At 59.2% G+C, this 26,025-nt stretch carries 25 protein-coding genes; 7 read left to right on the top strand and 18 right to left on the bottom strand.

Annotation, left to right across the window (positions count from 1 at the left end; all coding sequences use genetic code 11):
- Window positions 1–36: 36 nt before the first annotated feature.
- From BFP99_RS29935 to BFP99_RS29900, 8 genes are all read right to left on the bottom strand, one after another.
- Entirely contained in the window at window positions 37–771 is a 735-nt protein-coding gene (locus BFP99_RS29935) for an amino acid ABC transporter ATP-binding protein (protein WP_065926530.1), read from the bottom strand.
- Window positions 768–1,439 carry an amino acid ABC transporter permease gene (locus BFP99_RS29930; protein WP_027604601.1) on the bottom strand — a complete coding sequence of 224 codons (672 nt, stop codon included), beginning with the start codon at window positions 1,437–1,439 and terminating at the stop codon, window positions 768–770. Before BFP99_RS29930 ends, BFP99_RS29935 begins: the two co-directional genes overlap by 4 nt.
- Window positions 1,439–2,185 (bottom strand): amino acid ABC transporter permease, encoded by a 747-nt coding sequence (locus tag BFP99_RS29925; RefSeq protein ID WP_024073702.1) that lies wholly within the window; start codon window positions 2,183–2,185, stop codon window positions 1,439–1,441. Before BFP99_RS29925 ends, BFP99_RS29930 begins: the two co-directional genes overlap by 1 nt.
- A gap of 194 nt (window positions 2,186–2,379) precedes the next feature.
- Complete coding sequence (locus tag BFP99_RS29920) at window positions 2,380–3,306, bottom strand: glutamate/aspartate ABC transporter substrate-binding protein (RefSeq protein WP_027604600.1); 927 nt, start codon at window positions 3,304–3,306, stop codon at window positions 2,380–2,382.
- 312 nt (window positions 3,307–3,618) lie between these two features.
- A complete protein-coding gene (glpD, locus tag BFP99_RS29915; RefSeq protein WP_027604599.1) occupies window positions 3,619–5,157 on the bottom strand; it encodes a glycerol-3-phosphate dehydrogenase in 1,539 nt (512 codons plus the stop codon).
- Window positions 5,158–5,381: 224 nt separating this feature from the next.
- Complete coding sequence (locus tag BFP99_RS29910) at window positions 5,382–6,137, bottom strand: DeoR/GlpR family transcriptional regulator (RefSeq protein WP_027604598.1); 756 nt, start codon at window positions 6,135–6,137, stop codon at window positions 5,382–5,384.
- Window positions 6,138–6,232: 95 nt separating this feature from the next.
- On the bottom strand, window positions 6,233–7,738 hold the full coding sequence (gene glpK, locus BFP99_RS29905) for a glycerol kinase GlpK (RefSeq protein WP_065948872.1): 1,506 nt from the start codon (window positions 7,736–7,738) through the stop codon (window positions 6,233–6,235).
- A 76-nt stretch (window positions 7,739–7,814) separates the two neighbouring features.
- Window positions 7,815–8,669 (bottom strand): MIP/aquaporin family protein, encoded by an 855-nt coding sequence (locus tag BFP99_RS29900; protein ID WP_065948871.1) that lies wholly within the window; start codon window positions 8,667–8,669, stop codon window positions 7,815–7,817.
- A gap of 325 nt (window positions 8,670–8,994) precedes the next feature.
- Here BFP99_RS29900 and ybaK point away from each other — a divergent pair, with 325 nt between their 5' ends.
- Complete coding sequence (gene ybaK / locus BFP99_RS29895) at window positions 8,995–9,465, top strand: Cys-tRNA(Pro) deacylase (RefSeq protein WP_065926528.1); 471 nt, start codon at window positions 8,995–8,997, stop codon at window positions 9,463–9,465.
- Between the two features lie 63 nt (window positions 9,466–9,528).
- Here ybaK and BFP99_RS29890 read toward each other — a convergent pair whose 3' ends face one another.
- Both BFP99_RS29890 and argF read right to left on the bottom strand, forming a co-directional pair.
- Window positions 9,529–10,638 carry an ABC transporter ATP-binding protein gene (locus BFP99_RS29890; protein WP_065926527.1) on the bottom strand — a complete coding sequence of 370 codons (1,110 nt, stop codon included), beginning with the start codon at window positions 10,636–10,638 and terminating at the stop codon, window positions 9,529–9,531.
- Window positions 10,635–11,555 carry an ornithine carbamoyltransferase gene (argF, locus tag BFP99_RS29885; RefSeq protein ID WP_027604593.1) on the bottom strand — a complete coding sequence of 307 codons (921 nt, stop codon included), beginning with the start codon at window positions 11,553–11,555 and terminating at the stop codon, window positions 10,635–10,637. Before argF ends, BFP99_RS29890 begins: the two co-directional genes overlap by 4 nt.
- A gap of 431 nt (window positions 11,556–11,986) precedes the next feature.
- Between argF and BFP99_RS29880 the strand changes: the two genes are divergently transcribed.
- Entirely contained in the window at window positions 11,987–14,095 is a 2,109-nt protein-coding gene (locus BFP99_RS29880; RefSeq protein ID WP_065926526.1) for a molybdopterin oxidoreductase family protein, read from the top strand.
- Window positions 14,096–14,181: 86 nt separating this feature from the next.
- Entirely contained in the window at window positions 14,182–14,520 is a 339-nt protein-coding gene (grxD, locus tag BFP99_RS29875; RefSeq protein WP_027604591.1) for a Grx4 family monothiol glutaredoxin, read from the top strand.
- Between the two features lie 71 nt (window positions 14,521–14,591).
- Here grxD and bfr read toward each other — a convergent pair whose 3' ends face one another.
- Both bfr and BFP99_RS32560 read right to left on the bottom strand, forming a co-directional pair.
- The gene (gene bfr / locus BFP99_RS29870; protein ID WP_012722487.1) at window positions 14,592–15,062 is read right to left on the bottom strand and encodes a bacterioferritin; all 471 of its coding nucleotides are present in this window, start codon (window positions 15,060–15,062) and stop codon (window positions 14,592–14,594) included.
- A gap of 201 nt (window positions 15,063–15,263) precedes the next feature.
- On the bottom strand, window positions 15,264–15,482 hold the full coding sequence (locus BFP99_RS32560) for a bacterioferritin-associated ferredoxin (RefSeq protein WP_074844072.1): 219 nt from the start codon (window positions 15,480–15,482) through the stop codon (window positions 15,264–15,266).
- Window positions 15,483–15,726: 244 nt separating this feature from the next.
- On the opposite strand from BFP99_RS32560, the gene BFP99_RS29865 reads away from it, so the two are divergent.
- Window positions 15,727–16,329, top strand: a complete 603-nt coding sequence (locus BFP99_RS29865; RefSeq protein WP_003172097.1) for a peroxiredoxin — start codon at window positions 15,727–15,729, stop codon at window positions 16,327–16,329.
- A gap of 65 nt (window positions 16,330–16,394) precedes the next feature.
- On the opposite strand, the gene rnt is transcribed toward BFP99_RS29865, so the two are convergent.
- Together rnt and pyrC are read right to left on the bottom strand one after the other, a co-directional pair.
- A complete protein-coding gene (gene rnt, locus BFP99_RS29860; protein WP_027604590.1) occupies window positions 16,395–17,069 on the bottom strand; it encodes a ribonuclease T in 675 nt (224 codons plus the stop codon).
- On the bottom strand, window positions 17,066–18,112 hold the full coding sequence (pyrC, locus tag BFP99_RS29855; protein WP_027604589.1) for a dihydroorotase: 1,047 nt from the start codon (window positions 18,110–18,112) through the stop codon (window positions 17,066–17,068). The genes rnt and pyrC overlap by 4 nt, the downstream gene beginning before the upstream one ends.
- 156 nt (window positions 18,113–18,268) lie before the next feature.
- Here pyrC and BFP99_RS29850 point away from each other — a divergent pair, with 156 nt between their 5' ends.
- From BFP99_RS29850 to BFP99_RS29840, 3 genes are all read left to right on the top strand, one after another.
- The gene (locus BFP99_RS29850) at window positions 18,269–19,177 is read left to right on the top strand and encodes a flagellar protein MotY (RefSeq protein WP_065948870.1); all 909 of its coding nucleotides are present in this window, start codon (window positions 18,269–18,271) and stop codon (window positions 19,175–19,177) included.
- Between the two features lie 129 nt (window positions 19,178–19,306).
- Complete coding sequence (locus BFP99_RS29845; RefSeq protein ID WP_012722490.1) at window positions 19,307–20,524, top strand: argininosuccinate synthase; 1,218 nt, start codon at window positions 19,307–19,309, stop codon at window positions 20,522–20,524.
- Window positions 20,525–21,112: 588 nt separating this feature from the next.
- Window positions 21,113–21,745, top strand: coding sequence for a response regulator transcription factor (locus tag BFP99_RS29840; protein ID WP_027604587.1), 633 nt, complete (start codon window positions 21,113–21,115; stop codon window positions 21,743–21,745).
- 84 nt (window positions 21,746–21,829) lie between these two features.
- On the opposite strand, the gene BFP99_RS29835 is transcribed toward BFP99_RS29840, so the two are convergent.
- From BFP99_RS29835 to metG, 4 genes are all read right to left on the bottom strand, one after another.
- On the bottom strand, window positions 21,830–22,012 hold the full coding sequence (locus BFP99_RS29835; RefSeq protein WP_027604586.1) for a PA3496 family putative envelope integrity protein: 183 nt from the start codon (window positions 22,010–22,012) through the stop codon (window positions 21,830–21,832).
- Between the two features lie 107 nt (window positions 22,013–22,119).
- Window positions 22,120–22,758 carry an endonuclease III gene (gene nth, locus BFP99_RS29830; RefSeq protein ID WP_027604585.1) on the bottom strand — a complete coding sequence of 213 codons (639 nt, stop codon included), beginning with the start codon at window positions 22,756–22,758 and terminating at the stop codon, window positions 22,120–22,122.
- A 135-nt stretch (window positions 22,759–22,893) separates the two neighbouring features.
- On the bottom strand, window positions 22,894–23,856 hold the full coding sequence (rsxB, locus tag BFP99_RS29825) for an electron transport complex subunit RsxB (RefSeq protein WP_065948869.1): 963 nt from the start codon (window positions 23,854–23,856) through the stop codon (window positions 22,894–22,896).
- Window positions 23,857–23,970: 114 nt separating this feature from the next.
- Entirely contained in the window at window positions 23,971–26,022 is a 2,052-nt protein-coding gene (metG, locus tag BFP99_RS29820) for a methionine--tRNA ligase (RefSeq protein ID WP_065948868.1), read from the bottom strand.
- Between the last annotated feature and the right edge of the window lie 3 nt (window positions 26,023–26,025).

Genomic DNA, 26,025 nt, shown 5'->3' with positions numbered 1-26,025 from the left:
CAAGCTCGCTCCTACAGGGTGGGAGTGAGGCTGTTTTTAGTGCTGCAGGATTTTCTCAAGGAAGTGCTGCGCGCGCTCGGAGCGGGCGCTGATGTCGCCGAAGAACTCTTCCTTCGGGCAGTCTTCGATGATCTTGCCGGCGTCCATGAAGATCACGCGGTCGGCCACTTTGCGGGCAAAGCCCATTTCGTGGGTGACGCACATCATGGTCATGCCTTCCTGGGCCAGTTGCACCATCACGTCCAGTACTTCGTTGACCATTTCCGGGTCGAGGGCCGAGGTCGGTTCGTCGAACAGCATGACGATCGGGTCCATGGCCAGGGCGCGGGCAATCGCCACACGTTGCTGCTGGCCACCGGAAAGCTGGCCCGGGTGCTTGTGGGCGTGCGCCGACAGGCCGACGCGCTCAAGCAGTTGCAGGCCTTTCTTGGTGGCTTCTTCCTTGCTGCGGCCGAGCACCTTGATCTGTGCGATGGTCAGGTTTTCGGTGATGGTCAGGTGCGGGAACAGCTCGAAGTGCTGGAACACCATGCCCACGCGCGAACGCAGTTTCGGCAGGTTGGTCTTCGGGTCGGCGATGGAGGTGCCGTCGACGATCACGTCACCTTTCTGGAACGGTTCCAGCGCGTTGACGCACTTGATCAGGGTGGACTTGCCCGAGCCCGATGGCCCGCACACCACGATCACTTCGCCTTTTTTAACCTCGGTGCTGCAATCGGTCAGCACCTGGAAGTCGCCATACCACTTGTTGATGTTCTTGATAGAGATCATACGGCAAACCTTTTTTGCAGACGCTTGACCAGCAGCGAGGCGGAAAAGCTGATGATGAAGTAGACGACACCGGCGAAGATCAGGAACTCATTGGAGCGCCCGATGATGTCGCCGTTGGAACGGGCGGAGTTGAGGAAGTCCACCAGGCCCACGGTGTAGACCAGCGAGGTGTCCTGGAACAGGATGATCGACTGTTGCAGCAGCAAAGGGGTCATCTTGCGGAACGCCTGGGGCAGGATGATCAGGCGCATGGTCTGGCCATAGGTCATGCCCATCGCTTGTGCCGCCGCCATCTGGCCCTTGGGGATCGACTGCACGCCGGCCCGCACGATCTCACAGAAGTACGCGGCTTCGAACATCATGAACGCCACGACGCAGGAGGTGAACGCACCGATCGGCGTGTCTTCGCCGGTGATCCAGCGCAACACGAACGGCACCGCCAGGTAGAACCAGGTGATCACCAGCAGCAGCGGGATCGAGCGGAAGTAGTTCACATAGGCGCCGGCCACCCGGGACAGCAGTTTGCTGGACGACAGGCGCATCAGTGCCAGGATCGTACCCAGCGCGATACCGCCGATCACGCCCATGACCATCAGCTTCAAGGTCATGACCATGCCGTTCCACAGGCCCGGGATGGCGGGGATGATGCCGCTGAAATCGAGTTCCATTATTTACCCCCCACGGAGATCAGGCCGGGCACTGCGACTTTCTTCTCGACCACGCGCATCAGCAGCATCAGGCTCATGTTCAGGGTGAAGTAGATCAGCGTGGCCAGGGTGAAGGCTTCAAACAGGTTGGCCGAGAACTCGGCGGTCTGTTTGGTTTGCGCCAGCAGTTCCATCAGGCCGATCAAGGACGCCACGGAGGAGTTCTTGAAGACGTTGAGGAATTCCGAGGTAAGCGGCGGAATGATGATCCGGTAGGCCTGGGGCAGCAGCACGTTCCAGTAGATCTGCGGCAACTTGAAGCCCATGGCACGTGCAGCGGCCTCTTGGCCCCGTGGCAGCGCCTGGATACCGGTACGCACTTGCTCGCACACACGGGCAGCGGTGAACAGGCCCAGGCACACGACAACGCTCAGGTAGGCCGAGGTGGTCGGGTTGAGGTCCTGCTTGTACCAGTCCTGCAGGTTCTGCGGCAGCAGGTCGGGTATCAGGAAGTACCAGATGAACAGCTGCACCAGCAGCGGCACGTTACGAAACAGTTCCACGTAGCAGGTCGCGATGCCCGATACGAGGCGGTTTGGCACAGTGCGCATGACCCCCAGAATGGAGCCCAGCAGCAAGGCGATAATCCATGCCACGACAGCGATGGCGATGGTCCAGCCCAGGCCGGCGATGTACCAGTCGAGATAAGTCTCGCTGCCCACGCCGGTGGACTTGAAGAACACGCCCCAGTCCCAGTTGTAATTCATTAGGGTCTCCCCTCGAGATCGATCGATGTACAAGCACCCGCTTGGGGAAAGTCCATTCCCGCCTGGCGATGAACGCCAGGCACACGCGATCGGCTCGAAAACCGCCCGGTCGAGTGTTCCAAAGTATAGCCAGCAGGTAGTAACAGACGCCTGAGGGAGGGTTGGCTCCCTCAGGCGATAAGGTTAGTCAGGAATCAGATTTTTACTTCAGGCGCCGGCTTGTCGGTCGGGTTCTTGATCAGTTCCTTAACCTTGTCGCTCATTGGGAAGTTCAGGTTCAGGTTTTTTGGTGGGATCGGGCTTTCGAACCACTTGGCGTAGATCTTGTTGATTTCGCCGGACTTGTACAGGCCAACGATGGCGTCATCCACCGCTTTCTTGAAGGCAGGATCTTCTTTGCGAACCATGCACGCGTAGGCTTCGAAGGACTGTGGAGTACCGGTGATGACCCAGTCATCCGGCTTCTTGGCCTTGGCTTCTTCACCGGCCAGCAGGGCGTCGTCCATCATGAAGGCTACGGCACGGCCGCTTTCCAGCATCTGGAAGGACTCGCCATGGTCTTTGGCGGAGATGACGTTCATGCCCATCTGCTTGTCAGCGTTCATCGCCTTGATGATGCGCTCGGACGTGGTGCCGGCGGTGGTCACGACGTTCTTGCCTTTCAGGTCGGCGAAGTCGGCGTAGCTAGGCTTGCCTTCCTTGTCTTTCTTGACCAGCAGGCGAGTGCCGATTTCGAAGATGTTGGTGGTGAAGGCGACTTGCTGGGCGCGTTCGGCGTTGTTGGTGGTGGAACCGCACTCGATGTCGACGGTGCCGTTCTGAACCAGCGGAATACGGGTCTGCGAGGTGACCAGGTTGTACTTGGCCTGCAGATCGGGTTTGTTCAGGTCTTTTTTCAGGGCTTCGACGATGGCCAGCTGAATGTCGTGGGAGTAGCCCACAGGTTTGCCCGAACCATCCGCAATGTAGGAAAACGGAATGGAACTGTCGCGGTGCCCGAGGGTGATGGTGCCGGAGTCGTTGATTTTCTTCAGTGTGCCGGTGAGTTCGGCGGCAAAGACTGGAGTGCTGATCAGAGCAGCAGCGATAGCTGCGCCCAGGATATGGGGAACGATGCGCATCAATACTTCCTCGACATTTGTTTTTTTTATGAAGCCGGCTAGACGGCTCTCTTGTACAGCGAATGCCCGTGACGGCTCCTGAAGCGTCCCAGGCAATCGTCTGGGAGTGTAGAGCATGAGTCGTGCCAGACCGAAAATAAAAGCTTAACAAGTTGATTTATATGATGATTAATTTTGTATGACGACAAATATGTAACCGTTTGATCCGGTAAACCGAATAGGCTTGCCTGTGGCGTTCGGAAAACCGAATGCCAGGCGGTATAAAAAAGCCCCTGGGCCTTACGGCGCAGGGGCTTTTGTGCGATGGGCCTGTCAGGCCGCTTCGATCTTGCTGCGGGTCTGCTCAACCTTGGACAGGTAGCGTTGCACGTTATCCTGTTCCTGTGGGGTGGTGAACAGGCCGAGTTTGGTCCGGCGCCATAGCACGTCCTGGGGCTGGGTTACCCATTCCTCGGCACACAGGTAATCGACCTCGCGGGTGTAGAGGCCGCCGCCCAAATGTTCACCCAGGTCAGCCAGCGACTGCACGCCTTCGAGCAGGCGCCAGGTGCGGCTGCCATAGGTGGTGGACCAGCGGCGCGCGATCTCGCTCGGCAACCAGTCGAACTTGCTGCCAATGGCCTCGGCCAGGGCTTCTGGGGTGGTCATGTCCTCGCCGCCGGGCAGGCTGGCGGTGGCGGTCCAGCTGGGACGCATCTGCGTGAAGTACGGGGCCAGTTGCGCCATCGCCGATTCGGCGAGCTTGCGGTAGGTGGTCAGCTTGCCGCCGAACACCGACAGGATCGGCGCCTCGCCCGTACCACCGGACAGCGACAGGGTGTAGTCACGGGTGATGGCCGACGGGTTGTCCGACTCGTCGTTGCACAGTGGGCGCACACCCGAGTAGGTGTGGACGATGTCGTCGCGGCTCAGCTGTTTCTTGAAGTGCGCGTTGACCACCTTGAGCATGTAGTCGGTTTCACCTTCGGTGATCGCCACTTTCGCCGGGTCGCCGGTGTATTCGCGGTCGGTGGTGCCGATGATGGTCAGGTGGTTCAGGTACGGAATGGTGAAGACGATGCGCTGGTCTTCGTTCTGCAGGATGTGCGCGTGGGCGCCTTCATACAGCTTCGGCACGATCAGGTGGCTGCCCTGGATCAGGCGGATACCGTAGGGCGAGTCCAGCTTCAGGTCGTCCTTGATGAACTTGGCGACCCACGGGCCGGCGGCGTTCACCAGGGCGCGGGCACGGATCGAGAACAGGCTGCCATCGGCGCGTTCCATGTTCATGTCCCACATGCCATTGCTGCGATGGGCACTGATGCAGCGGGTCTGGGTATGGATGTGCGCACCCTTTTCACGGGCCGCCATGGCGTTGAGGACGACCAGGCGGGCGTCGTCGACCCAGCAGTCGGAGTATTCGAAGCCTTTGGTGATTTCGCTTTTCAGCGGGCTGTCAGGGCCGAACTTGAGGCTCTTGGAGCCGGCGAGTTTCTCGCGCTTGCCCAGGTGGTCATAGAGGAACAGGCCGGCACGGATCATCCACGCCGGGCGCAGGTGGGGGCGGTGTGGCAGGACGAAGCGCATCTGTTTGACGATGTGCGGGGCCTTGGCCAGCAGCACTTCACGTTCAGCCAGGGCTTCGCGTACCAGGCGGAATTCGTAATGTTCGAGGTAGCGCAGGCCGCCGTGGATCAGTTTGCTGCTGGCGGAGGAGGTGTGGCTGGCCAGGTCGTCCTTTTCGCAAAGGAATACCGACAAACCGCGACCGGCTGCGTCTGCTGCAATGCCGACGCCGTTGATCCCGCCACCGATTACGGCAACGTCATAGACTTCGGCAAGCGGTGGAGCAGGCAAGGTAGAAGGGTTCATCGACTGGCCTCGGGAGCTTTTTCGTATTGGAATTCGAACATTAATGTTCATTTGCGAAAATGGTAGCTGATAAACGTGGGCACAGCCAGCCGACTTCGATTGAAAAAACTCATCGAAGGGCGGGAAAAGGAAAATTTGTGAACATAAGCCTGGGCAAGGCTCGAGAAAAAGGCGCTGGATAAATCGCCATCGGGGGCTTGCCCCCGATGGCTTCAATGCAGACGCTATACGACTTCCAGGCGAACCTTGTGCTGGTTCAGCAACTGCACCAGCGCCGGCACCGGCTCCTGATCCGTCACCAGGCAGTCCACCAGGCTGATCGGCCCCAGTCGAATCATGGCATTGCGCCCGAATTTGCTGGAGTCCGCCGCCAGGATCACCTGGCGTGCATTGGCGATGATCGCCTGGGAAACCCGGACTTCCTGGTAGTCGAAGTCCAGCAGGCTGCCGTCCTCGTCGATGCCACTGATACCCACCAATGCGAAGTCGACCTTGAACTGGTTGATAAAGTCGACACTGGCCTGGCCCACCACGCCGCCGTCACGACGCACATTGCCGCCGGTCAGCAACACGTCGAAGTCGTCCTTGGCGCTGAGCATGGTGGCGACGTTGAGATTGTTGGTGATGATTTTCAGGTGGTTGTGGTTGAGCAGCGCACGGGCAATGGATTCCGTGGTGGTGCCGATATTGATGAACAACGAGGCGTGATCGGGGATTTGTGCCGCGATGGCTTCGCCGATGCGTTGTTTCTCATCGCGCATCTGGTCGGCCCGCATGGCGTACGCGGTGTTCTCGACACTGGAGTCATAGGCCGCGCCGCCGTGGTAGCGGCGCAGCAGATTGGCGTCCGCCAGTTGGTTGATATCGCGGCGGATGGTTTGCGGGGTGACAACGAATAGCTGCGCCATTTCCTCGATACTGACGTAGCCGCGTTCGCGGACCAGTTCGAGGATTTGCTGCTGGCGGGGAGGCAGATTCATGGGGCGTCCTTTGGGCTGCCATACAAAAGTGGCCCATGATGACGCAGGAATCTGCTCCCTGCCAGTTACAACCCGATATGGGGCCCGCGCATGGCTTATTCGGCGCCTTCGTGGGGTTCCCAGTCGCGGGTGCGGCTCACCGCTTTTTGCCAGCCGGCGTAGAGTTTTTCCTTGGCGGCTTCTTCCAGCTGCGGTTCGAATTCGCGCTCGATCACGGCCTTGCCGCGCAGCTCGTCGAGGCTGCCCCAGAAGCCGCAGGCCAGACCGGCCAGGTAGGCGGCGCCGAGTGCGGTGGTTTCGCGCATTTGCGGGCGCTCGACCTGGGTGCCGAGGATGTCGGCCTGGAATTGCATCAGGAAGTTGTTGGCCACCGCACCGCCGTCCACACGCAGGGCCTTGAGGCGTTCGCCCGAGTCCTGTTGCATGGCGTCGAGCACGTCGCGGGTCTGGTAGGCAATCGACTCCAGGGCGGCACGAATAATGTGATCCACGCGTACGCCGCGGGTCAGGCCAAACAGTGCGCCACGGGCATACGGGTCCCAGTAGGGGGCGCCCAGGCCGGTGAAGGCCGGGACCAGGTACACGCCATTGCTGTCCTTGACCTTGCCGGCGAAGTATTCGGTGTCGGTGGCATCGGCGATGATTTTCAGCTCGTCACGCAGCCATTGCACGGTGGAGCCACCGTTGAACACCGCGCCTTCCAGCGCATAGGCCACTTCGCCACGGGGGCCGCAGGCGATGGTGGTGAGCATGCCGTGCTTGGACTTGACCGCTTTGTCGCCGGTATTCATCAGCAGGAAGCAGCCGGTGCCGTAGGTGTTCTTGGCCTGGCCGGCCTCAACGCACATCTGGCCGAACAGTGCCGCTTGCTGGTCACCGGCGATACCGCCGATGGCGATGCCGCTTTTGGTGCGGCCGTAGATCTCGGAGGAAGACTTCACTTCCGGCAGCATTTCCCGTGGAACGTCGAGGATCTCCAGCATCTTCGCATCCCACTCCAGGGTGTGGATGTTGAAGAGCATGGTGCGCGAGGCGTTGGTGTAGTCGGTGACGTGGGTTTTGCCGCCGGTAAATTTCCAGATCAGCCAGCTGTCGACAGTGCCGAACAGCAACTCGCCGTTGCGCGCACGCTCGCGGCTGCCTTCGACGTTATCGAGGATCCACTTGAGCTTGGTGCCGGAGAAGTACGGGTCGGTGACCAGGCCGGTGGTGTCGTTAATGTATTGCTCGTGGCCGTCGCGCTTGAGCTGCTGGCAGATTTCGGTGCTGCGGCGGCACTGCCAGACGATGGCGTTGTAGATCGGGCGGCCGGTGACCTTATCCCAGACCACGGTGGTTTCACGCTGGTTGGTGATGCCGATGGCGGCGACCTGGTCATGGTGCAGGCCGGCCTGTGCCAGGGCCTCGACCATCACCGCGCTCTGGGTGGCGAAGATTTCCATCGGGTCATGTTCGACCCAGCCGGCTTGCGGGTAGTGCTGGGTGAATTCACGTTGGGCGGTGCAGACCACGTTGGCGTCGCGATCGAAGATGATTGCCCGGGAACTGGTGGTGCCCTGATCAAGGGCAATGATGTAGTTCTTATTCTCGATGTCGGTCATGTCAATTGCCTTGGACGAAATAAGGAAGTCAGAAATCAGCCGGGGCCGCATAGGGCAGGGGACCAGGCTGGCGCTTTCAGGAAATACGAGTCTTGCCGTTGACAGCCGTGTCAGTTGTTTCCGCTATAGCAGGTGCGGCGCTCGGCAAGTGGCGGGCAATCAGCCCGCGATAGGCCGCAGCACCGAGGCATGCGCCGACAATCGGCGCGAAAATCGGAACCAGGAAGTAAGGAATATCGCGGCCGCCAGTAAAGGCCATTTCACCCCAGCCAGCGAAAAAGGTCATCAGCTTGGGCCCGAAATCCCGCGCCGGGTTCATCGCAAAGCCGGTCAGCGGGCCCATGGCACTGCCGATGACCGCAATCAGCAGGCCGATCAACAGTGGCGCCAGCGGGCCGCGCGGCAGGCCGTTGTTGTCATCGGTGAGGGCCATGATCACGCCCATCAGGATTGCGGTAATGATCATTTCCACCAGGAAGGCCTGCGCCGTGCTCAGCAGTGCATGGGGGTAGGTGGAGAACACCGAGGCCAATTCCAGGCTGGCCTGGGTGCCGCGTACCAGATGGTGGGTTTGTTCGTAATCGAAAAAGAGATTGCTATAGAGCATGTACACCAGCGCCGCCGAGCAGAAGGCACCGGCGATTTGGGCCAGGATGTAGAACGGCAGTTTGCGCTTGTCGAAGTCGGCAAAAATACACAGGGCGATACTGACCGCCGGGTTGAGGTGGGCCCCGGAAATACCGGCGCTCAGGTAGATCGCCATGCTGACGCCGATCCCCCAGATGATGCTGATTTCCCACAACCCGAAGCTGGCACCCGCGACCTTGAGCGCAGCAACGCAGCCTGTACCGAAGAAGATCAGCAGCGCAGTCCCCAGGAACTCGGCCATGCATTGGCTTGAAAGTGAAGGCTGTTGAAGAGCAGTTGTCATGGAAAACCTCGATTGTTGTTCTTGTCTGGCGCACTGCCTCAACGGACGGTTGCGCGATTTTCACCGTGACAGGATCCCCATCCAAGACACGGCTTACTGCTGGAACGCTGCAGGTGTATTCCTACAGTATTCGGAAACGAAAAAATATAGACAAGAATGACGGCTGTCAAAGGTCGAAAGTGAACTGTCAGTCACTTTCCAACTATTGGTTTGATGAATGATCACGCTCGCCACGTTAAGTATTGTGGACGGGGAGGGCGGACTAGAGCGTTTTATGCGGGCTTGGCCTAGAATTGGCCGTCTGTTTGCCACGCTCGGAGAGGTCATGACCCCCGCATTGGATTTGTTGAAAAAAGTTCGCGCCGAACATCGCGTCCACAGTTATGAACACGACCCCAAGGCGGCCTCCTATGGCCTGGAGGCCGCAGAGAAATTGGGCCTCGACCCGGCGCAGGTGTTCAAGACCTTGTTGGCCAGCAGTGAAAAAGGCGAATTATTGGTGGCTGTGGTGCCGGTCGTCGGAAGTCTGGACCTCAAGGCCCTGGCTCATGCGGCGGGTGTGAAAAAAGTCGAAATGGCTGATCCGGCAGCGGCGCAGCGTTCCACCGGTTACCTGCTGGGAGGCATCAGCCCACTGGGGCAGAAGAAGCGGCTGCGCACATTTATCGATGTAACGGCGCAGCCGTTCGCGACAATTTTTGTGAGTGCGGGGAGGCGCGGGCTGGAAGTGGAGTTGTCCGCCGCGGTGCTGGCGGAACATACCCAGGCCAAATTCGCAGAAATTGGCCGGGTGTAATCCCGATATGCTGGAGAATCAATGTGGGAGGGGGCTTGCCTCTCCCACACGTTGATCATTGACTCAGCCAGCCGGGCTGTAGCGCCGTACGCCGGATTCGGCGTGAGGAACCTGCGCCGCGACGCTGCCTGAGGCCTGGAACAGCACCAGATGCTCCGCGGCCACGCGAATGCCCACTTGTGCGCCCACCTGATGGTCGGCATGGCTGGGGAAAATCGACTCCAACTGCGCACCCGTCGGCAGTTGTAGGCGGTACAGGGTTGATGCGCCGAGGAAGGTCTTGCCGACGATCCGCGCTTTCAAGGCACTGTCCGGCGCGTAGACGATGTCGTCCGGGCGCAGCAAGACGTCCACGGCACCCCCCGTAGGCCAGGTGTAGGCGCGGTTTCCGCGCAGGTCGCCCAGTTCGGTGTGGACGGACTCGGGCGAACTCAACTGGCCACGAATGAAATAACCCTGGCCGATAAAGCTGGCGACATACGGCGTCAGGGGTTCGTGATAGAGGTTGTAGGGGGTATCCCACTGCTCCAGGCGCCCTTCCTTGAACACTCCGACGTGATCACTCACAGCGAACGCCTCTTCCTGGTCATGGGTGACCAGGATCGCACTGGTGCCCCGTGCCTTGAGGATGTCGCGTACCTCGTGGCTGAGCTTGCGCCGCAGTTCGCCGTCGAGGTTGGAGAACGGTTCGTCCAGCAGCAACAGTTGTGGCTCCGGCGCCAGGGCGCGGGCGAGGGCGACGCGTTGTTGCTGGCCACCCGACAGTTCGTGGGGGAAACGCTTGCCCAGGTTCTTGAGGTTGACCAGCTCCAGCAGTTCGGCGACCACACGGTCTTTTTGCGGGTGTTTGCGAATGCCGAAGGCGATGTTGTCGGCCACGCTGAGGTGGGGAAACAGTGCGTAGTCCTGGAACACCATGCCGATACGACGTTTCTCCGGCGCCAGGGTAAAACCGGCGCTGGAGATCACTTCGCCCGCGAGGCTGATTTCGCCTTCGTGCACCGGCTCAAAACCGGCAATCGCGCGCAAGGTCGTGGTTTTGCCACAGCCCGAAGAACCCAGCAGGCAACCGATATCGCCCGCGTTGAGGTGCAGATTGAGGTTCTGCACCACCCGTTGATCCTGGTAGCCGCATGCCAGATTGCGCAAGTTCAGCAGTAATGGCTGGCTCATGCGTGGTGGTACGCCGGTTCGACGAGGAATTCGAGCAGGGCTTTTTGCGCGTGCAGGCGGTTCTCTGCCTGGTCCCAGGCCACGGAGCGTGGGTCATCGAGCAGGTCGAGGCTGATTTCTTCACCCCGGTGGGCGGGCAGGCAGTGCATGAACAGCACGTCCGGCGCGGCCATGTCGAGCAGGGCGCGGGTCACCTGGAAGGGCGCGAACAGGGCCAGGCGCTTGGCGGTTTCGTCTTCCTGGCCCATGGAGGTCCAGACGTCGGTGCTGACCAGGTGGGCGCCGATCGCTGCATCCTTTGGATCGCGCAGGATCTGCACACGGCCATCGGCCTTGGCCAGGAACTCGGCGGCCGGTTCGAAGCCTTCCGGGCAGGCGATGCGCAGGTGGAAGTCGAACTGAATCGCCGCTTCTATATAGCTGTTGCACATGTTGTTGCCGTCACCGATCCAGGCCACGGTCTTGCCCTGGATCGAGCCACGGTGCTCAAGGAAGGTCTGCATGTCGGCCAGCAACTGGCATGGGTGCAGGTCATCGGACAGGCCGTTGATTACCGGCACGCGCGAGTTGGCGGCGAATTCGGTCAGGGTGCTGTGGGCGAAGGTACGGATCATCACCGCATCGAGCATGCGCGACATGACGATCGCGCAGTCGCTGATCGGCTCGCCACGGCCCAGTTGGGTGTCACGCGGCGACAGGAAGATGGCCTGGCCACCCAGCTGGATCATGCCCGCTTCGAACGACAGGCGAGTGCGGGTCGACGACTTCTCGAAAATCATCCCGAGCACGCGGTTTTTCAAAGGCTCGAACAGTACGCCGCGGTTACGCAGGTCTTTAAGCTCAATGCCTCGACGGATCACGCTGACCAGCTCTTCGGGCGTGCAATCCATCAGGGAGAGAAAGTGCCTTGCGCTCATCATTAACTACCTTTTTGCAACAGACCGCAGATACTCAAAGCCTTGTTTATTGTGACAACGGGCGAGACCTGCGGCGAAAGCCGCACGGGGCGACGAAATAGGGGAAGGCGCGATCTTATAATTAAATGTCGCGTCTTACCAATAGGGCTACGGTTTTATGGGTGTTCAAGAAGGGCGCAAGAGCGCATTCGAAGACGGTTTCCAGACAGCAGCAGGTCATTTGTACACTGGCCTCGCAACCATTTGCAATGTGCAGGGGCGGGCCCAGGCCGGGCTGTGTCGGTTTTAGACGTGGGTTACAGGCTCTGTAACATTTGCTCATGTTTGCTCATGGCCTGGCCTGATGGCTATCGATTCACAGGGCGAACGATGCTGGTGCCTGTCATGGTCACGGCCCATAGTCAGGCCAAAGCCCAATAAAGAGACTGGCCATGACCAAGACTCTCCACCACCGTGCCTGCCACCTGTGCGAAGCCATTTGTGGCCTGACCCTGGAAACCACCCAAGCCGAAGACGGCAGCCTGGCGATCACCTCGATCAAGGGCGACACGCTGGACAGCTTCAGTCGCGGCCATATCTGCCCCAAGGCCGTGGCGTTGCAGGACATACAGAATGATCCTGACCGCCTGCACCAGCCCATGTTGCGGGTGGGCAGCGAATGGCAGCCAATCCCGTGGGATGAGGCGTTTGCCCTGGTCGCCGAGCGGCTGGCGGGCATCCAGGCGCGGCATGGACAGAATGCAGTGGCGGTGTATCAGGGCAACCCCAGCGTGCACAACTATGGGCTGATGACCCACAGCAACTACTTCCTCGGCCAGCTCAAGACGCGCAACCGATTTTCTGCCACCTCCGTAGACCAGTTGCCCCATCACCTCACCAGCCACCTCATGTACGGCCACGGCCTGTTGCTGCCGATTCCGGACATCGACCACACCGACTTCATGCTGATCCTGGGCGGCAACCCGCTGGCCTCCAACGGCAGCATCATGACCGTGCCCGATGTGGAGAAGCGTCTCAAGGCTATCCAGGCCCGGGGTGGCAAGGTGGTGGTGGTCGATCCTCGGCGCAGTGAGACGGCGGCGATCGCTGATCAGCATCTGTTCGTGCGGCCTGGCGGGGATGCGGCGTTGCTGTTCGGGGTACTCAACACACTGTTCACCGAGAACCTGACGCGTGACAGTCATTTGCCGGTAGAGGGCCTTGAGGATGTGCGCCGTGCGATCCTCGGCTTTACCGCCGAAGCCATGAGCCGCCAGTGTGCCGTACCCGCCGGGCAGATTCGCCAGTTGGCACGGGATTTCGCTGCTGCGGATAAAGCGGTGTGCTACGGGCGCATGGGGGTGTCGACCCAGGCGTTCGGTACGCTGTGTCATTGGCTGGTGCAGTTGATCAACCTGGTCACTGGCAACCTCGACCGCGAAGGCGGTGCGTTATGCACCAGTCCGGCAGTGGACTTGGTCGCGTCCACCGGTGGCGGGCATTTCAATCGCTGGCAGAGTCGCGTGTCCGGGCGCCCGGAGTACGGCGGCGAGTTGCCAGTGTCTGTATTGGCCGAAGAAATGCTCACCGGCGGCGAAGGACAGGTCCGCGCGCTGGTGACGGTGGCGGGCAACCCGGTGTTGTCGACCCCCAATGGCCGCCAGTTGGAGCAGGCCCTGGACGGCTTGGAGTTCATGGTCAGCATCGACCTCTATATCAACGAGACCACGCGTTATGCCGATCTGATCCTGCCGTCCACTTCGGCGCTGGAAAACGACCACTACGACACCACGTTCAACATGTTCGCCGTGCGCAATGTCACCCGTTTCAATCGCGCGATCCTGCCCAAGCCTGAGGGTGCGTTGCATGACTGGGAGATCTTCGTCGGCTTGGCCACGGCATTCGCTGCGCACACCGGTATGGCGCTCAAGCCCACCATGCCGCCTGCGCAAATGATCGACTTCGGCCTGCGCGCCGGCGCTTATGGTGATGCGTCGAGCCATCAGTTGTCGGTGGCGAAGCTGGCGGACCATCCCCATGGCATGGACCTGGGGCCGCTCAAGCCAAATCTCGCCGCGCGGTTGAAAACCGTGGATGGCAAGGTGCAGGCGGCACCGGCAGTGATTCTGGCGGATCTGGCGCGCTTTGCGGCGCAGCCGATGCCTGTGGCTGACGAGTTGCTGCTGATCGGCCGTCGCCATGTGCGCAGTAATAATTCCTGGATGCATAACTATCACCGGCTGGTGAAGGGCAAGCCTCGGCACCAGTTGCATATGCATCCCGATGACCTGGCCAGTCGCCAGTTGGCAGATGGGCAGTGGGTGCGCGTCAGTTCACGTATCGGCATGATCGAGGTGGAGGTGGTCGCCAGCCTGGACATGATGCCCGGCGTGGTCAGCCTGCCCCATGGTTGGGGTCACGGCCGTCCTGGCGTCCAGATGACCATCGCCAGCGAGCAACCCGGGGCGAGCGCGAATGACTTGACCGACGAGCGGCAATTGGATGAGTTGTCGGGCAATGCGGCCTTGAATGGCGTACCTGTCCAAGTCGCTGCCGCATAAGGAGCCCGAGCACCGCGTTGGAATTTTGCGTTACAATGCGCCACCGTGCCGACCTGTGAGTCGCAAAGTTCCAGCCGAGGTGTTCCATGGATATCATCGAAACGATCAAAGAGCAGATTGCCAACAACACCATTCTGCTTTACATGAAGGGCGCACCTAACGCTCCTCAGTGCGGTTTCTCCGCGAAGGCTTCCCAGGCTGTTATGCAGTGTGGCGAGAAGTTCGCTTACGTGGATATCCTGCAAAACCCGGAAATCCGCGCCAACCTGCCGAAGTACGCCAACTGGCCTACCTTCCCGCAACTGTGGGTAGCCGGCGAGCTGGTCGGCGGTAGCGATATCATCACCGAAATGGCAGCTGATGGTTCGTTGCAGGCGTTGATCAAAGATGCAGCAGCAAACGCGGCGGCCAAGACCGACGCTTGATTCGCCTGCGATAAAAAGCCCCGCTTCTCGTGAGAGAGCGGGGCTTTTTTGTACCTGAGAGAGCGACGGGATTATTCGCCCATCTGCGATTGCAGGTAGTTTTCCAGGCTGACTTTATCGATCAGGCCCAGTTGGGTTTCCAGCCAGTCGATATGTTCTTCCTGGTCTTCCAGGATGTCTTCCAGCAGTTCGCGGCTGCCGAAGTCGCCCTTGGTCTCGCAATGTGCAATGGCGGCCTTGAGGTCGCTGTGGCTCTTGCGTTCAAAGCCCAGGTCGCTGCTGATCATTTCCTGGGTGTGCTCGCCGATGTTCAGCTTGCCCAGGTCCTGTACGTTCGGCAGGCCTTCGAGGAACAGGATGCGCTTGATCAGCGCGTCGGCGTCCTTCATGGCCTTGATGGATTCTTTGTATTCACGCTTGCCAAGCTTTTCCAGGCCCCAATCGTCGTACATGCGCGCATGCAGGAAGTACTGATTGATCGCGACCAGTTCATTGGCAAGGATTTTGTTGAGTTGCTGGATGACTGAGATGTCGCCTTTCATGACTGGGGTCCTGCCCTGTAGTAGCTGTGTATAAGGCGGAGTTTGAGCGGCGAAAACCCTAGTGTCAAACCTAAGTTATTGAATAATAAATGAAAATTAATCGGAATAAGAATGTTTGTGTTCCGCGTCTTAGCGCTAACTAGTTGAATTACAGGCATAAAAAAACCGGACACTCGGTCCGGTTCTTCAAAACACGCCTATTTAGGCGTGTGTAAATTCTGCTGAGTAGGGAACAGCGGCCTGTGCTGTTTGCAGCTGCGTCAGGGTTTCCCGTACCACTTGCTTGGCGAGGCAAGCACATTTACCACATTGACTGGCAACGCCGGTGGTTTCACGCACTTCCTTGTAGCTGCAGCAACCTTCATAGATTGCTTCGCGGATTTGTCCGTCGGTGACGCCGGTACACAGGCACACATACATAAGGGAGAACCGTCGCGGGTTTAAGGCTTAAGTGCGATGGATCTTAATGTTAACGAGAATGATTGTCAAAGTAGATTCGTAGGGTATTGGCCTGCACCGCCCTCACGCTGACGAACGGTTTTTTCAGTGTATGATGGTCGGTCTTCACGAAGCGTGACTGCGTCACAGGGCTGTCGCTTGAATGCGGCAGACTCAAGGCCGGTCCTTTTACTTCAATCGTCACCCTTACATCAGGAGATACCCAATGAGCGTACTCGTCGGCAAACAAGCCCCGGATTTCGACGTACCTGCCGTGCTCGGCAATGGCGAAATCGTAGACAGCTTCAAACTGTCTGAAGCCATCAAAGGCAAATACGGCCTGGTGTTCTTCTACCCGCTGGACTTCACCTTCGTCTGCCCTTCGGAGCTGATCGCTCTGGACCACCGCATGGACGATTTCAAGGCGCGTAACGTTGAAGTGGTTGCCGTTTCCATCGACTCCCATTTCACCCACAACGCCTGGCGCAACACGGCCATCAACGATGGCGGCATCGGCAAAGTCAAATACACCATGGCTGCCGACATGAAGCACGACATCGCCAAGGCCTACGACGTTGAGTCCGAAGGTGGCGTGGCGTTCCGTGGCGCGTTCCTGATCGACGACAAGGGCGTTGTGCGCTCCCAGATCATCAACGACCTGCCGCTGGGCCGTAACATGGAAGAGCTGATCCGTCTGGTCGACGCCCTGCAATTCCACGAAGAGCACGGCGAAGTCTGCCCTGCCAACTGGAAAAAAGGCGACAAAGGCATGAACGCTTCGCCTGAAGGCGTTGCGGCTTACCTGACCGAGAACGCTGGCAAGCTGTAAGCCGGATTCGCGGGACAAAAAAACCGGCCTGAGAAGGCCGGTTTTTGCATGCGCGGGATTTGACCTCAGTCGCCGAAGTCTTCCCAGCCGCCCATCTGCTTCCAGCGGTTGACGATGCCGCAGAACAGCTCGGCGGTCTTCTCGGTGTCGTAGCGGGCCGAGTGGGCTTCGCGACCGTCGAAGTCGATGCCGGCCGCCTGGCAGGCCTTGGCCAAGACGGTCTGGCCATAGGCCAGGCCAGCAAGGGTGGCGGTGTCGAAACTGGAGAACGGGTGGAACGGATTGCGCTTCATGTCCAGCCGCGTCACGGCGGCGTTGAGGAAGCCCAGGTCGAAGCTGCTGTTATGCCCGACCAGGATCGCGCGCTTGCAGCCGTTGGCCTTCAAGGCCTTGCGTACGCCACGGAAGATATCGGTGAGTGCCGCCTCTTCGCTGACGGCCATGCGCAGGGGGTGATCCAGCTTGATCCCGGTGAACTCCAGGGCTGCCGCTTCGATATTGGCACCTTCAAACGGCTCGACGCGGAAGAAGTGGGTGTGCTCCGGATACACAAAGCCCTGTTCGTCCATGCCGATAGTCGTTGCGGCGATTTCCAGCAGTGCATCGGTGGCGCAATTGAAGCCGCCGGTTTCTACGTCGACAACGACAGGCAGGTAGCCGCGGAAACGTTCGGCCATCGGGTGGCGCGAACCACCACCGCCACCGTGTTCCTGGTCGTCATCGTAATGGTCTTCACTCACTTGCTTTCCTCCAGCAGGCGCCAGCGCAGTGTTTCACCGGCGCGCAGCGGGATAACGGTCAGCTCGCCAAATGGCAGGCTGGCGGGGGCGGTCCAGTCTTCACGGACCAGGGTGATACGGTCGGTATTCGCCGGCAGGCCATAGAATCGCGGGCCATTGAGGCTGGCGAAACCTTCGAGTTTATCCAGGGCGTTGCGCTGTTCGAACGCTTCGGCATACAGCTCGATGGCGGCAAACGCGGTGTAGCAACCGGCACAACCGCACGCGGCTTCCTTGGCGTGCTGGGCGTGGGGCGCAGAGTCGGTGCCGAGGAAGAACTTCGGATTACCGCTGGTCGCGGCATCCAGCAAGGCCACCTGGTGGGTGTTGCGCTTGAGGATCGGCAGGCAATAGAAGTGCGGCCGAATCCCGCCCACCAGCATGTGGTTGCGGTTGTACAGCAGGTGATGGGCGGTGATGGTTGCGCCGACGTTGGCCGAGGCCTCGGTGACGAACTGCACGGCATCGGCCGTGGTGATGTGCTCGAACACCACCTTGAGGGTCGGGAACAGCTCGACCACGCGGCGCATGTGCTCGTCGATGAAGATTTTCTCGCGATCGAACACGTCCACGTCGCCACGGGTGACTTCACCGTGGATCAGCAGCGGCATGCCGACTTCGGCCATGGCTTCGATGGCCGGCAGGATCTTGTCGATGCTGGTCACGCCGGAATCGGAGTTGGTGGTCGCACCGGCCGGGTACAGCTTGGCGGCGTGCACGAAACCGCTGGCCTTGGCCTGGCGAATTTCTTCGGGCTGGGTACGGTCGGTGAGGTAGAGCACCATCAACGGTTCGAAGCGGCTGCCGGCCGGCCGTGCAGCGAGGATGCGCTGGCGATAGGCGTCGGCTTCGGCGGCATTACGCACCGGTGGTACCAGGTTAGGCATGATGATGGCGCGGCCAAACGTACGCGCTACATCGGCCACGGTTTGGGGCAACGCAGCACCATCGCGAAGATGAATATGCCAGTCGTCGGGACGCAGCAGGGTCAGGCGGTCGGACATTGGGGATTCCAGGCGGGTCAATCTGGTGGGAATGCTACCGGAAAAGACTCTTGCAGGCACTCGCTATCAAGTTTTGCAGGATGCATCCGATAGCCTTTCGTATGCCTTATCGATGTATGACGCTTTGAAGTGTTGTAGAAACCAGTGGAGCCTCCCGTGCGCCAGCATTATCTAGCCCTGCTCAGTGTGTTCGCCAGCCTGCCTGCTATGGCCCTCACGTTCCAGACACGTCTGGAGAACATTGAGTGGAAGGTAGAGGGGGACAAGTTCGAGTGCCGCCTGAGCCAACCGATCACCGACTTCGGTTCGGGTGAGTTCGTGCGCCGGGCCGGCGAGCAGGCGACGTTTCGTCTGAAAGCCTATAACGGGTCGTTGGGCGCAGGGTCGGCCACCTTGTTGGCCGCCGCAGCCCCCTGGCAGCCCGGTCGGGGTGACATCAATCTCGGCGCCGTACGTGCCGGCAGCGGTGATGTGCTGTTCAACAGCTCTCAGGCCCAGGCCGGGCGTCTCTTCAACGGTTTGCTCGATGGACGCTCGCCCACTGTGCGGCACTATGGACGCGAGGGTGGCTATTCGGAGATTCGCCTGCTGCCGGTGAAATTCAACAAGGCCTACAGCGACTATCAACTGTGCACCGCCAAGTTGCTGCCGATGAATTACGATCAGGTCAAGCAGACCGAAGTGGGCTTCCCCGGTGGCGGCATCGAGCTGGACACTGCGGCAAAGCAGAAGCTGGCGGTGATTCTCGAATTCATGAAGGCGGACCCTACCGTCAACCATATCGAATTGAACGGCCACTCGGACAACAGCGGCAATCGCCTGAGCAACCGTGATGTTTCACGCCGTCGTGCGCTGGCGGTGATGGACTACTTCAAGGCCAACGGTATTCCTGAGTCTCAGATCACCCTGCGGTTCCATGGTGAAAGCTACCCCTTGGCGCCCAACACCACTGCCGCCAACCGGGCCCGTAACCGCCGTGTGAATATTCAGCTCGAACGCGTGGCTGCCCCTGAGAAACCGGCCCCCCAGGCCACGGGGCCGAGCAACCCGGCACACACCTCCTGAGGTGCGACCATCGGTCGCTCGCTCGACATAATCTGTCGCTTTATCTTCATTTGCTGTCGCGCCCCTGTAAATCCACGGTTTTGATCGGTAGAATCGACGCCTTTCCGTACAACCCCGTGGAGTGATGGCATGGCCGACGTAAACAAGGTCGTTCTCGCGTATTCCGGCGGCCTGGACACTTCGGTGATCCTCAAGTGGCTGCAGGATACTTATAACTGTGAAGTGGTGACCTTCACCGCTGACCTGGGTCAGGGCGAAGAGGTCGAACCTGCACGTGCCAAGGCGCAAGCCATGGGCGTGAAAGAGATCTACATTGACGACCTGCGCGAAGAATTCGTCCGCGATTTCGTCTTCCCGATGTTTCGCGCCAACACTGTCTACGAAGGCGAGTACCTGCTGGGTACTTCCATCGCACGTCCGCTGATCGCCAAGCGCCTGATCGAAATCGCCAACGAAACCGGCGCTGATGCCATTTCCCATGGCGCCACCGGCAAGGGCAACGACCAGGTGCGTTTCGAACTGGGTGCCTACGCGCTCAAGCCCGGCGTGAAAGTGATTGCCCCCTGGCGTGAATGGGACCTGCTGTCCCGTGAAAAGCTGATGGATTACGCTGAAAAGCACGCGATCCCGATCGAGCGTCATGGCAAGAAAAAGTCCCCGTACTCGATGGACGCCAACCTGCTGCACATCTCCTATGAAGGCGGCGTGCTGGAAGACACCTGGACCGAGCACGAAGAAGACATGTGGAAATGGACCGTCTCCCCGGAGAACGCTCCAGACAAGCCGCAATACCTGGAACTGACCTACCGTAATGGCGACATCGTCGCGCTGGACGGCGTCGAAATGACCCCGGCCACCGTATTGGCGACGCTGAACCGTATCGGTGGCGAACACGGCATCGGTCGCCTCGACATCGTCGAGAACCGCTATGTGGGCATGAAGTCCCGTGGCTGCTACGAAACCCCGGGCGGCACCATCATGCTGCGTGCCCACCGCGCCATCGAGTCCATCACCCTGGACCGTGAAGTGGCTCACCTCAAAGACGAGCTGATGCCCAAGTACGCCAGCCTGATCTATACCGGCTACTGGTGGAGCCCTGAGCGTCTGATGCTGCAACAGATGATCGATGCTTCCCAGGCCCACGTGAATGGCGTTGTGCGTCTGAAGTTGTACAAGGGCAATGTGATCGTTACCGGCCGTAAGTCGGATGACTCGCTGTTCGACGCCAACATCGCCACTTTCGAAGAAGATGGCGGCGCCTACAACCAGGCTGACGCAGCGGGCTTTATCAAGTTGAATGCATTGCGCATGCGCATTGCTGCCAACAAAGGTCGTTCGTTGTTCTGAGTGTCAAGCCGGTTGTAAAAATGGCCCCTTGTTCAAGGGGCCATTTTTTTGTCTTGAATTCTTGATTAAGTCCACTTTCTTTAAACTTGTTTAATCAGTGTTTTTGATGATGGGGACGCTGGTTTTTTGTCGGGGGAATGTTTTTTATCATTTGTGTAGGAACCAGTCTTACAGATAATTCACTCATGTAGGTGCGAGGAGTATGTAAGAAGCCAAAAATTCTGTAGGAAATAAGGATGTAAGTAAATATGTTAAATGGAACTGAAACTACCGATTTTTCTCTGCCAGCTCCGCTACCTGCAGTCGACAGGCAAGGGGCATTTCCTGATAGTTGCGTGCGGCACGTTTACCTTATCCCCTGGGGGGGCTGGAAATTTCACTCAAAATATGTGAGGTCCCGGAAAGTTCTGAAGGGCCTCATAAAACTGGAAACATCTGTATCGGTGTTTTTTTGTAGGGCGTTTCCTTTATCTCTGTGGGTTGGGTCTCTGCTTGCTGTTGCTCGGGGGGGAACGCTATGCCAACTAGGAAACGACTAGGCTATTGTGTTTGCTCTAAATAATTCGAACAGCGAAATTGGACTTTCTCATGAATAAAGTGCTGATCGTAGATGATCATCCCGTCATTCGTCTTGCTGTGCGTATGCTAATGGAGCGTCATGGTTATGAGGTCGTTGCAGAGACCAATAACGGTGTCGATGCGTTGCAACTTGCGCGGGAGCATATGCCGGACATTGTCATACTGGATATTGGGATTCCCAAGCTCGATGGCCTGGAAGTTATTTGCCGACTTTCGTCTACCAAGCAGGCTGTCCCGTTCAAGGTCCTGGTGCTCACCTCCCAGGCTCCAGGTCACTTTTCGATGCGTTGCATGCAGGCGGGTGCTGCTGGCTATGTGTGCAAGCAACAGGACCTGACTGAATTGCTCAGCGCGATCAAGGCGGTGTTGTCGGGCTACAGCTATTTCCCAAACCAGGCACTCAACTCGGTACGCTCCACCATGGGCAATGCCAGTGAGGCCGATATGGTCGAGCGTCTGTCCGGCCGGGAGATGATGGTGTTGCAGCAGTTGGCCCGGGGCAGGACCAACAAGGAGATTGCCGACGGTATGTTTCTCAGCAACAAGACCGTCAGCACCTACAAGACTCGTCTGCTGCTCAAGCTCAATGCCCGCTCTCTCGTGGACTTGATCGAGCTGGCCCAGCGTAACGGCTTGGTATAGGTGAGGGCACAGCACTGCGCATAGGCCGTACAACCGGCAGAAAAAAGCCTCCGACAGGGAGGCTTCCGGCCGTCGACCGCTTGATCAGAGGTCGAAGTCGTAGTCGGCCAGTTGTTTTTGCAAGCGTCGTTCTTCCAGAAGGTTGTCGATAGTACGGCGTTTGCTCAGATTGGTCTTGGCGACCTCCGCCACAGGTGCTTCCACGCCATCGTCCTCCGATTCAACGAGGTCGTCTTCCACATCCAACTGTTCTTTGTCAGTGCTCATAACGTTAACTCCGGAGTAAGACTGCCGTTGGCGCTCCTTATAACGATAATCCATGAATGGGTAAAAAAGATTTTTTCAATCGACTGATCGAGAAAACCAATGAACCCTCAATCGTCCGACGTCTTGTCCTTGTATTCGCACAGGTCTTCAATGCGGCAGCTGCCGCAGCGCGGCTTGCGGGCCTGGCAAACATAGCGTCCGTGCAGGATCAGCCAATGGTGGGAGTCAAGCAGGTACGGTTTGGGCACGAACTTCATGAGCTGCTTTTCCACTTCGACCACGTTCTTGCCGCGGGCTATTCCGGTTCGATTACTGACCCGAAAAATATGGGTATCCACGGCCATGGTGAGTTGCCTGAATGCGGTGTTGAGCACCACGTTAGCGGTTTTACGGCCCACCCCCGGCAGGGCTTCCAGTGCTTCGCGGGTTTCTGGCACTTCGCTATTGTGCCGTTCTATCAGCAAGCGGCAGGTCTCGATGACATTCTTGGCCTTGCTGTTGTAGAGGCCGATGGTCTTGATGTACTCCGATAACCCGTCCACGCCCAGGGCGTAAATCGCCTCTGGCGTGTTTGCCACGGGATACAGCCTGGCCGTGGCCTTGTTGACGCCGACGTCCGTGGATTGGGCCGACAGGATCACTGCAATCAGTAACTCGAACGGCGAGGAGTAGGCCAGTTCGGTCTTGGGTTCCGGATTGTCTTCGTGAAGCCTGCGAAAAATTTCCAGGCGTTTTGCAGCGTTCATGGGGCGGAAGGTTCCTTTCGGGCAGTCAGCGTAGTTTCGAATAGTGGGCCCAGGCCTGGAGTCCTGCGAGCAGGACAAGCCGACGATATCAATGTGGTGTCGGCGATGGACTGTAACAACCCCCAGTATTATCAGTCATGTGCCATGGGCGTCTACTTGGCGCTGCGCATCATCGAGCTTGTGTTGCGCGTCGGCTAATTGTTGCGGATCCGCCTGTTGGTCGAGGGCTTTCTTCAACTCGGCCCGGCGCATCGCCAATTGGATTTTGGCGCGCCTGAGGTCGGCGTTGTTGACGGCAGGCAGCGGTGTCGCGGGTGTGTGATGCAGGCCCAGGGCTGCCAACGCCTGCTCCGCTGCCTCGAACTGCTGTTGCAGGGCGATCAGTTGGGATTGTTGTTCAAAGGTCGGCGGGTGCCCAAAAGCCTGCAAGGATTTGTGCAATTGGGCGCGGCTCATGGCCACATTGATCTTGGCTTTTTTCACCTCCGCATCCTGGGCGGCTCGCGCTGCGTCAAGTGGCAAAGGGGGAGTTGGTGCTGAACGCTGAGGCCGCGCCACACGTTGGGCAATCCTGTGCTCTTCTTCCCGTTGCAGGCGCGCATTGCGTTGTTCAAAGCGTTGCCGGGCACGGTCGCGCTTGAAATCTCGTTCACGGCGTTCGTTTTCGTTCGCTGCCAGGCCGCCGACGATCGGCAGCCCTGTGACCAGTGGGCGTAACTCAATGCAGTCGACGGGGCAGGGCGCGACGCACAGGTCGCAACCGGTGCACTCATCGATGATAACGGTGTGCATCAACTTGGCGGCGCCGACAATCGCGTCCACCGGGCAGGCCTGGATGCATTTGGTGCAGCCGATGCACTCGGCCTCGCGGATGTAGGCGACCTGGGCCGGGGCGTCCCCACGGCTGGTATCCAGCTCCAGAATGGGTACACGCAGTAATAGCGCAAGGCCGGTGATCGTCTCCTGTCCTCCGGGCGGGCATTTGTTGATTGCCTCGCCCCGGGCGATACCCTCGGCGTAAGGCTTGCAGCCCGGGTGCCCACATTTGCCGCATTGTGTCTGCGGCAGCAGCGCGTCGATACGTTGAATCAGATTCATGGAGTGATCATTGGCGTGCCGATTGAACAAACAGGGTTTGATTATCCGGCAAGCGAGAAGGGGGGACTAGTTGAAAAGCCCCGTCGCCGAAACGACAGGGCTGTTTTGCAGCGCTTACTTGATACGTTGACCCGGCTTGGCGCCGCTGTCAGGGCTCAGCAGGTAGATCTCTTCGCCGCCAGGGCCCGCCGCCATCACCATGCCTTCGGAAATACCGAACTTCATTTTCCGCGGCTTGAGGTTGGCAATCATCATGGTCAGGCGACCATTGAGCTTGGATGGGTCCGGATAGGCGCTCTTGATTCCGGAGAACACGTTGCGTTGTTCGTCACCAATATCCAGGGTCAGGCGCAGCAGTTTGTCGGCCCCTTCCACGGCTTCGGCCTTGATGATCAGCGCCACGCGCAGGTCCACGGCAGCAAAGGCGTCAAAGTCGATTTCCGGGGAAAGCGGGTCCTTGGCCAACTCGCCGTTACCGGCCGGTTTCGATTCGCCGGTATCGGTCTGGCTGGCAGCCAGGTCTTCTTTCGATGAGTCGGTCATGGCCTGGACCTTGACCGGGTCGATGCGGGTCATCAGAGGCTTGAATTCATTCAACTGATGGTTGCTGAGCAACGTGGCGTGGTCGTTCCAGGTCAGCGGCGCGACATTGAGGAACGCCTCGGCGTCGGCGGCCAGCAATGGCAGCACGGGCTTGAGGAAGATCACCAGCTGGCGGAACAGGTTGACGCCGGTGGCGCAGATCGCCTGGACCTCGTCCTGCTTGCCTTCCTGCTTGTTCAGCGACCAGGGCGCCTTGTCGGCAATCCAGGCGTTGGCGCGGTCGGCCAGGCCCATGATCTCGCGCATGGCGCGGGCAAAGTCGCGGGCTTCATAGGCGTCGGCGATGCTTGGGGCGGCAGCCAGGAACGCGTCGGTCAGTTCCGGCGCGGCGTTCTCGGCCACCAGCAGGCCGGCGTTGCCTTTGTGGATAAAACCGGCGCAGCGGCTGGCGATGTTGACCACCTTGCCAACCAGGTCCGAGTTGACCTTCTGGACGAAGTCTTCCAGGTTCAGGTCCAGGTCGTCGACGCCACGGCCCAGCTTGGAGGCGTAGTAGTAGCGCAGGTATTCCGGCGACAGGTGGTCCAGGTAGGTGCGTGCCTTGATAAAGGTGCCACGGGACTTGGACATCTTCTGGCCATTGACCGTCAGGTAGCCGTGTACCGCGATGCCGGTTGGCTTGCGGTAGCCCGAACCTTCGAGCATGGCTGGCCAGAACAGGGCGTGGAAGTTGACGATGTCCTTGCCGATGAAGTGGTACAGCTCGGCGGTGGAGTCCTTGCCCCAGAACGCATCGAAGTCCAGCTCCGGCGTACGGTCGCAGAGGTTCTTGAAGCTGGCCATGTAGCCGATCGGCGCGTCCAGCCATACATAGAAGTATTTGCCGGGCTCGCCTGGGATCTCGAAGCCGAAGTACGGCGCATCGCGGGAGATGTCCCACTGTTGCAGGCCTGCATCCAGCCATTCGGCGATCTTGTTGGCCACGGCGTCCTGCAGGGTGCCGCTGCGGGTCCAGGTTTGCAGCATCTGCTGGAAATCCGGGAGCTTGAAGAAGAAGTGCTGGGAATCCTTGAGTACCGGGATGGCGCCGGAGATAGCCGAGCGCGGGTTCTTAAGGTCAGTCGGTGCGTAGGTGGCACCGCATTTTTCGCAGTTGTCGCCGTACTGGTCTTCAGTGCCGCATTTCGGGCAGGTGCCCTTGATGAAGCGGTCGGCCAGGAACATTTTCTTTTCCGGGTCGAAATACTGCGTGATCGAGCGCGTGGCAATGTGCCCGGCGTCCTTCAAACGCAGGTAGATCTGGCTCGACAGCTCACGGTTTTCGGCGGAGTGGGTCGAGTGGAAGTTGTCGAAATCCACCAGGAACTCGGCAAAGTCGGCGCTGTGTTCAGCCTGCACATTGGCGATCAGCTGTTCCGGGGTGATGCCTTCCTTTTCGGCGCGCAGCATGATGGCCGAACCGTGGGCGTCGTCCGCGCAGACATAGATGCATTGATTGCCGCGATGCTTCTGGAAGCGCACCCACATATCGGTCTGGATGTACTCAAGCATATGGCCAAGATGGATGGAACCATTGGCATAGGGCAGGGCGCTGGTGACGAGGATCTTGCGTGGCTCGGACATGGG

The sequence above is a fragment of the Pseudomonas sp. 1 R 17 genome (assembly GCF_900067035.1).
Classification (GTDB): Bacteria; Pseudomonadota; Gammaproteobacteria; order Pseudomonadales; family Pseudomonadaceae; genus Aquipseudomonas; species Aquipseudomonas marginalis.
The sequence above is the reverse complement of the archived record's forward strand: the minus strand, read 5'-3'. Positions and strand labels throughout refer to the sequence as shown.

Coding starts and splice junctions, on each gene's coding strand:
- BFP99_RS29935 (WP_065926530.1), bottom strand. CDS start 771: ATGATCTCTATCAAGAACATCAACAAGTGGTATGGCGACTTCCAGGTG.
- BFP99_RS29925 (WP_024073702.1), bottom strand. CDS start 2,185: ATGAATTACAACTGGGACTGGGGCGTGTTCTTCAAGTCCACCGGCGTG.
- BFP99_RS29900 (WP_065948871.1), bottom strand. CDS start 8,669: ATGACAACTGCTCTTCAACAGCCTTCACTTTCAAGCCAATGCATGGCC.
- BFP99_RS29865 (WP_003172097.1), top strand. CDS start 15,727: ATGAGCGTACTCGTCGGCAAACAAGCCCCGGATTTCGACGTACCTGCC.
- BFP99_RS29920 (WP_027604600.1), bottom strand. CDS start 3,306: ATGCGCATCGTTCCCCATATCCTGGGCGCAGCTATCGCTGCTGCTCTG.
- BFP99_RS29930 (WP_027604601.1), bottom strand. CDS start 1,439: ATGGAACTCGATTTCAGCGGCATCATCCCCGCCATCCCGGGCCTGTGG.
- BFP99_RS29835 (WP_027604586.1), bottom strand. CDS start 22,012: ATGAGCACTGACAAAGAACAGTTGGATGTGGAAGACGACCTCGTTGAA.
- BFP99_RS29880 (WP_065926526.1), top strand. CDS start 11,987: ATGACCAAGACTCTCCACCACCGTGCCTGCCACCTGTGCGAAGCCATT.
- metG (WP_065948868.1), bottom strand. CDS start 26,022: ATGTCCGAGCCACGCAAGATCCTCGTCACCAGCGCCCTGCCCTATGCC.
- argF (WP_027604593.1), bottom strand. CDS start 11,555: ATGAGCGCAAGGCACTTTCTCTCCCTGATGGATTGCACGCCCGAAGAG.
- BFP99_RS29910 (WP_027604598.1), bottom strand. CDS start 6,137: ATGAATCTGCCTCCCCGCCAGCAGCAAATCCTCGAACTGGTCCGCGAA.
- ybaK (WP_065926528.1), top strand. CDS start 8,995: ATGACCCCCGCATTGGATTTGTTGAAAAAAGTTCGCGCCGAACATCGC.
- rsxB (WP_065948869.1), bottom strand. CDS start 23,856: ATGAATCTGATTCAACGTATCGACGCGCTGCTGCCGCAGACACAATGC.
- nth (WP_027604585.1), bottom strand. CDS start 22,758: ATGAACGCTGCAAAACGCCTGGAAATTTTTCGCAGGCTTCACGAAGAC.
- pyrC (WP_027604589.1), bottom strand. CDS start 18,112: ATGTCCGACCGCCTGACCCTGCTGCGTCCCGACGACTGGCATATTCAT.
- BFP99_RS29845 (WP_012722490.1), top strand. CDS start 19,307: ATGGCCGACGTAAACAAGGTCGTTCTCGCGTATTCCGGCGGCCTGGAC.
- glpK (WP_065948872.1), bottom strand. CDS start 7,738: ATGACCGACATCGAGAATAAGAACTACATCATTGCCCTTGATCAGGGC.
- glpD (WP_027604599.1), bottom strand. CDS start 5,157: ATGAACCCTTCTACCTTGCCTGCTCCACCGCTTGCCGAAGTCTATGAC.
- BFP99_RS29890 (WP_065926527.1), bottom strand. CDS start 10,638: ATGAGCCAGCCATTACTGCTGAACTTGCGCAATCTGGCATGCGGCTAC.
- BFP99_RS32560 (WP_074844072.1), bottom strand. CDS start 15,482: ATGTATGTGTGCCTGTGTACCGGCGTCACCGACGGACAAATCCGCGAA.
- grxD (WP_027604591.1), top strand. CDS start 14,182: ATGGATATCATCGAAACGATCAAAGAGCAGATTGCCAACAACACCATT.
- bfr (WP_012722487.1), bottom strand. CDS start 15,062: ATGAAAGGCGACATCTCAGTCATCCAGCAACTCAACAAAATCCTTGCC.
- BFP99_RS29840 (WP_027604587.1), top strand. CDS start 21,113: ATGAATAAAGTGCTGATCGTAGATGATCATCCCGTCATTCGTCTTGCT.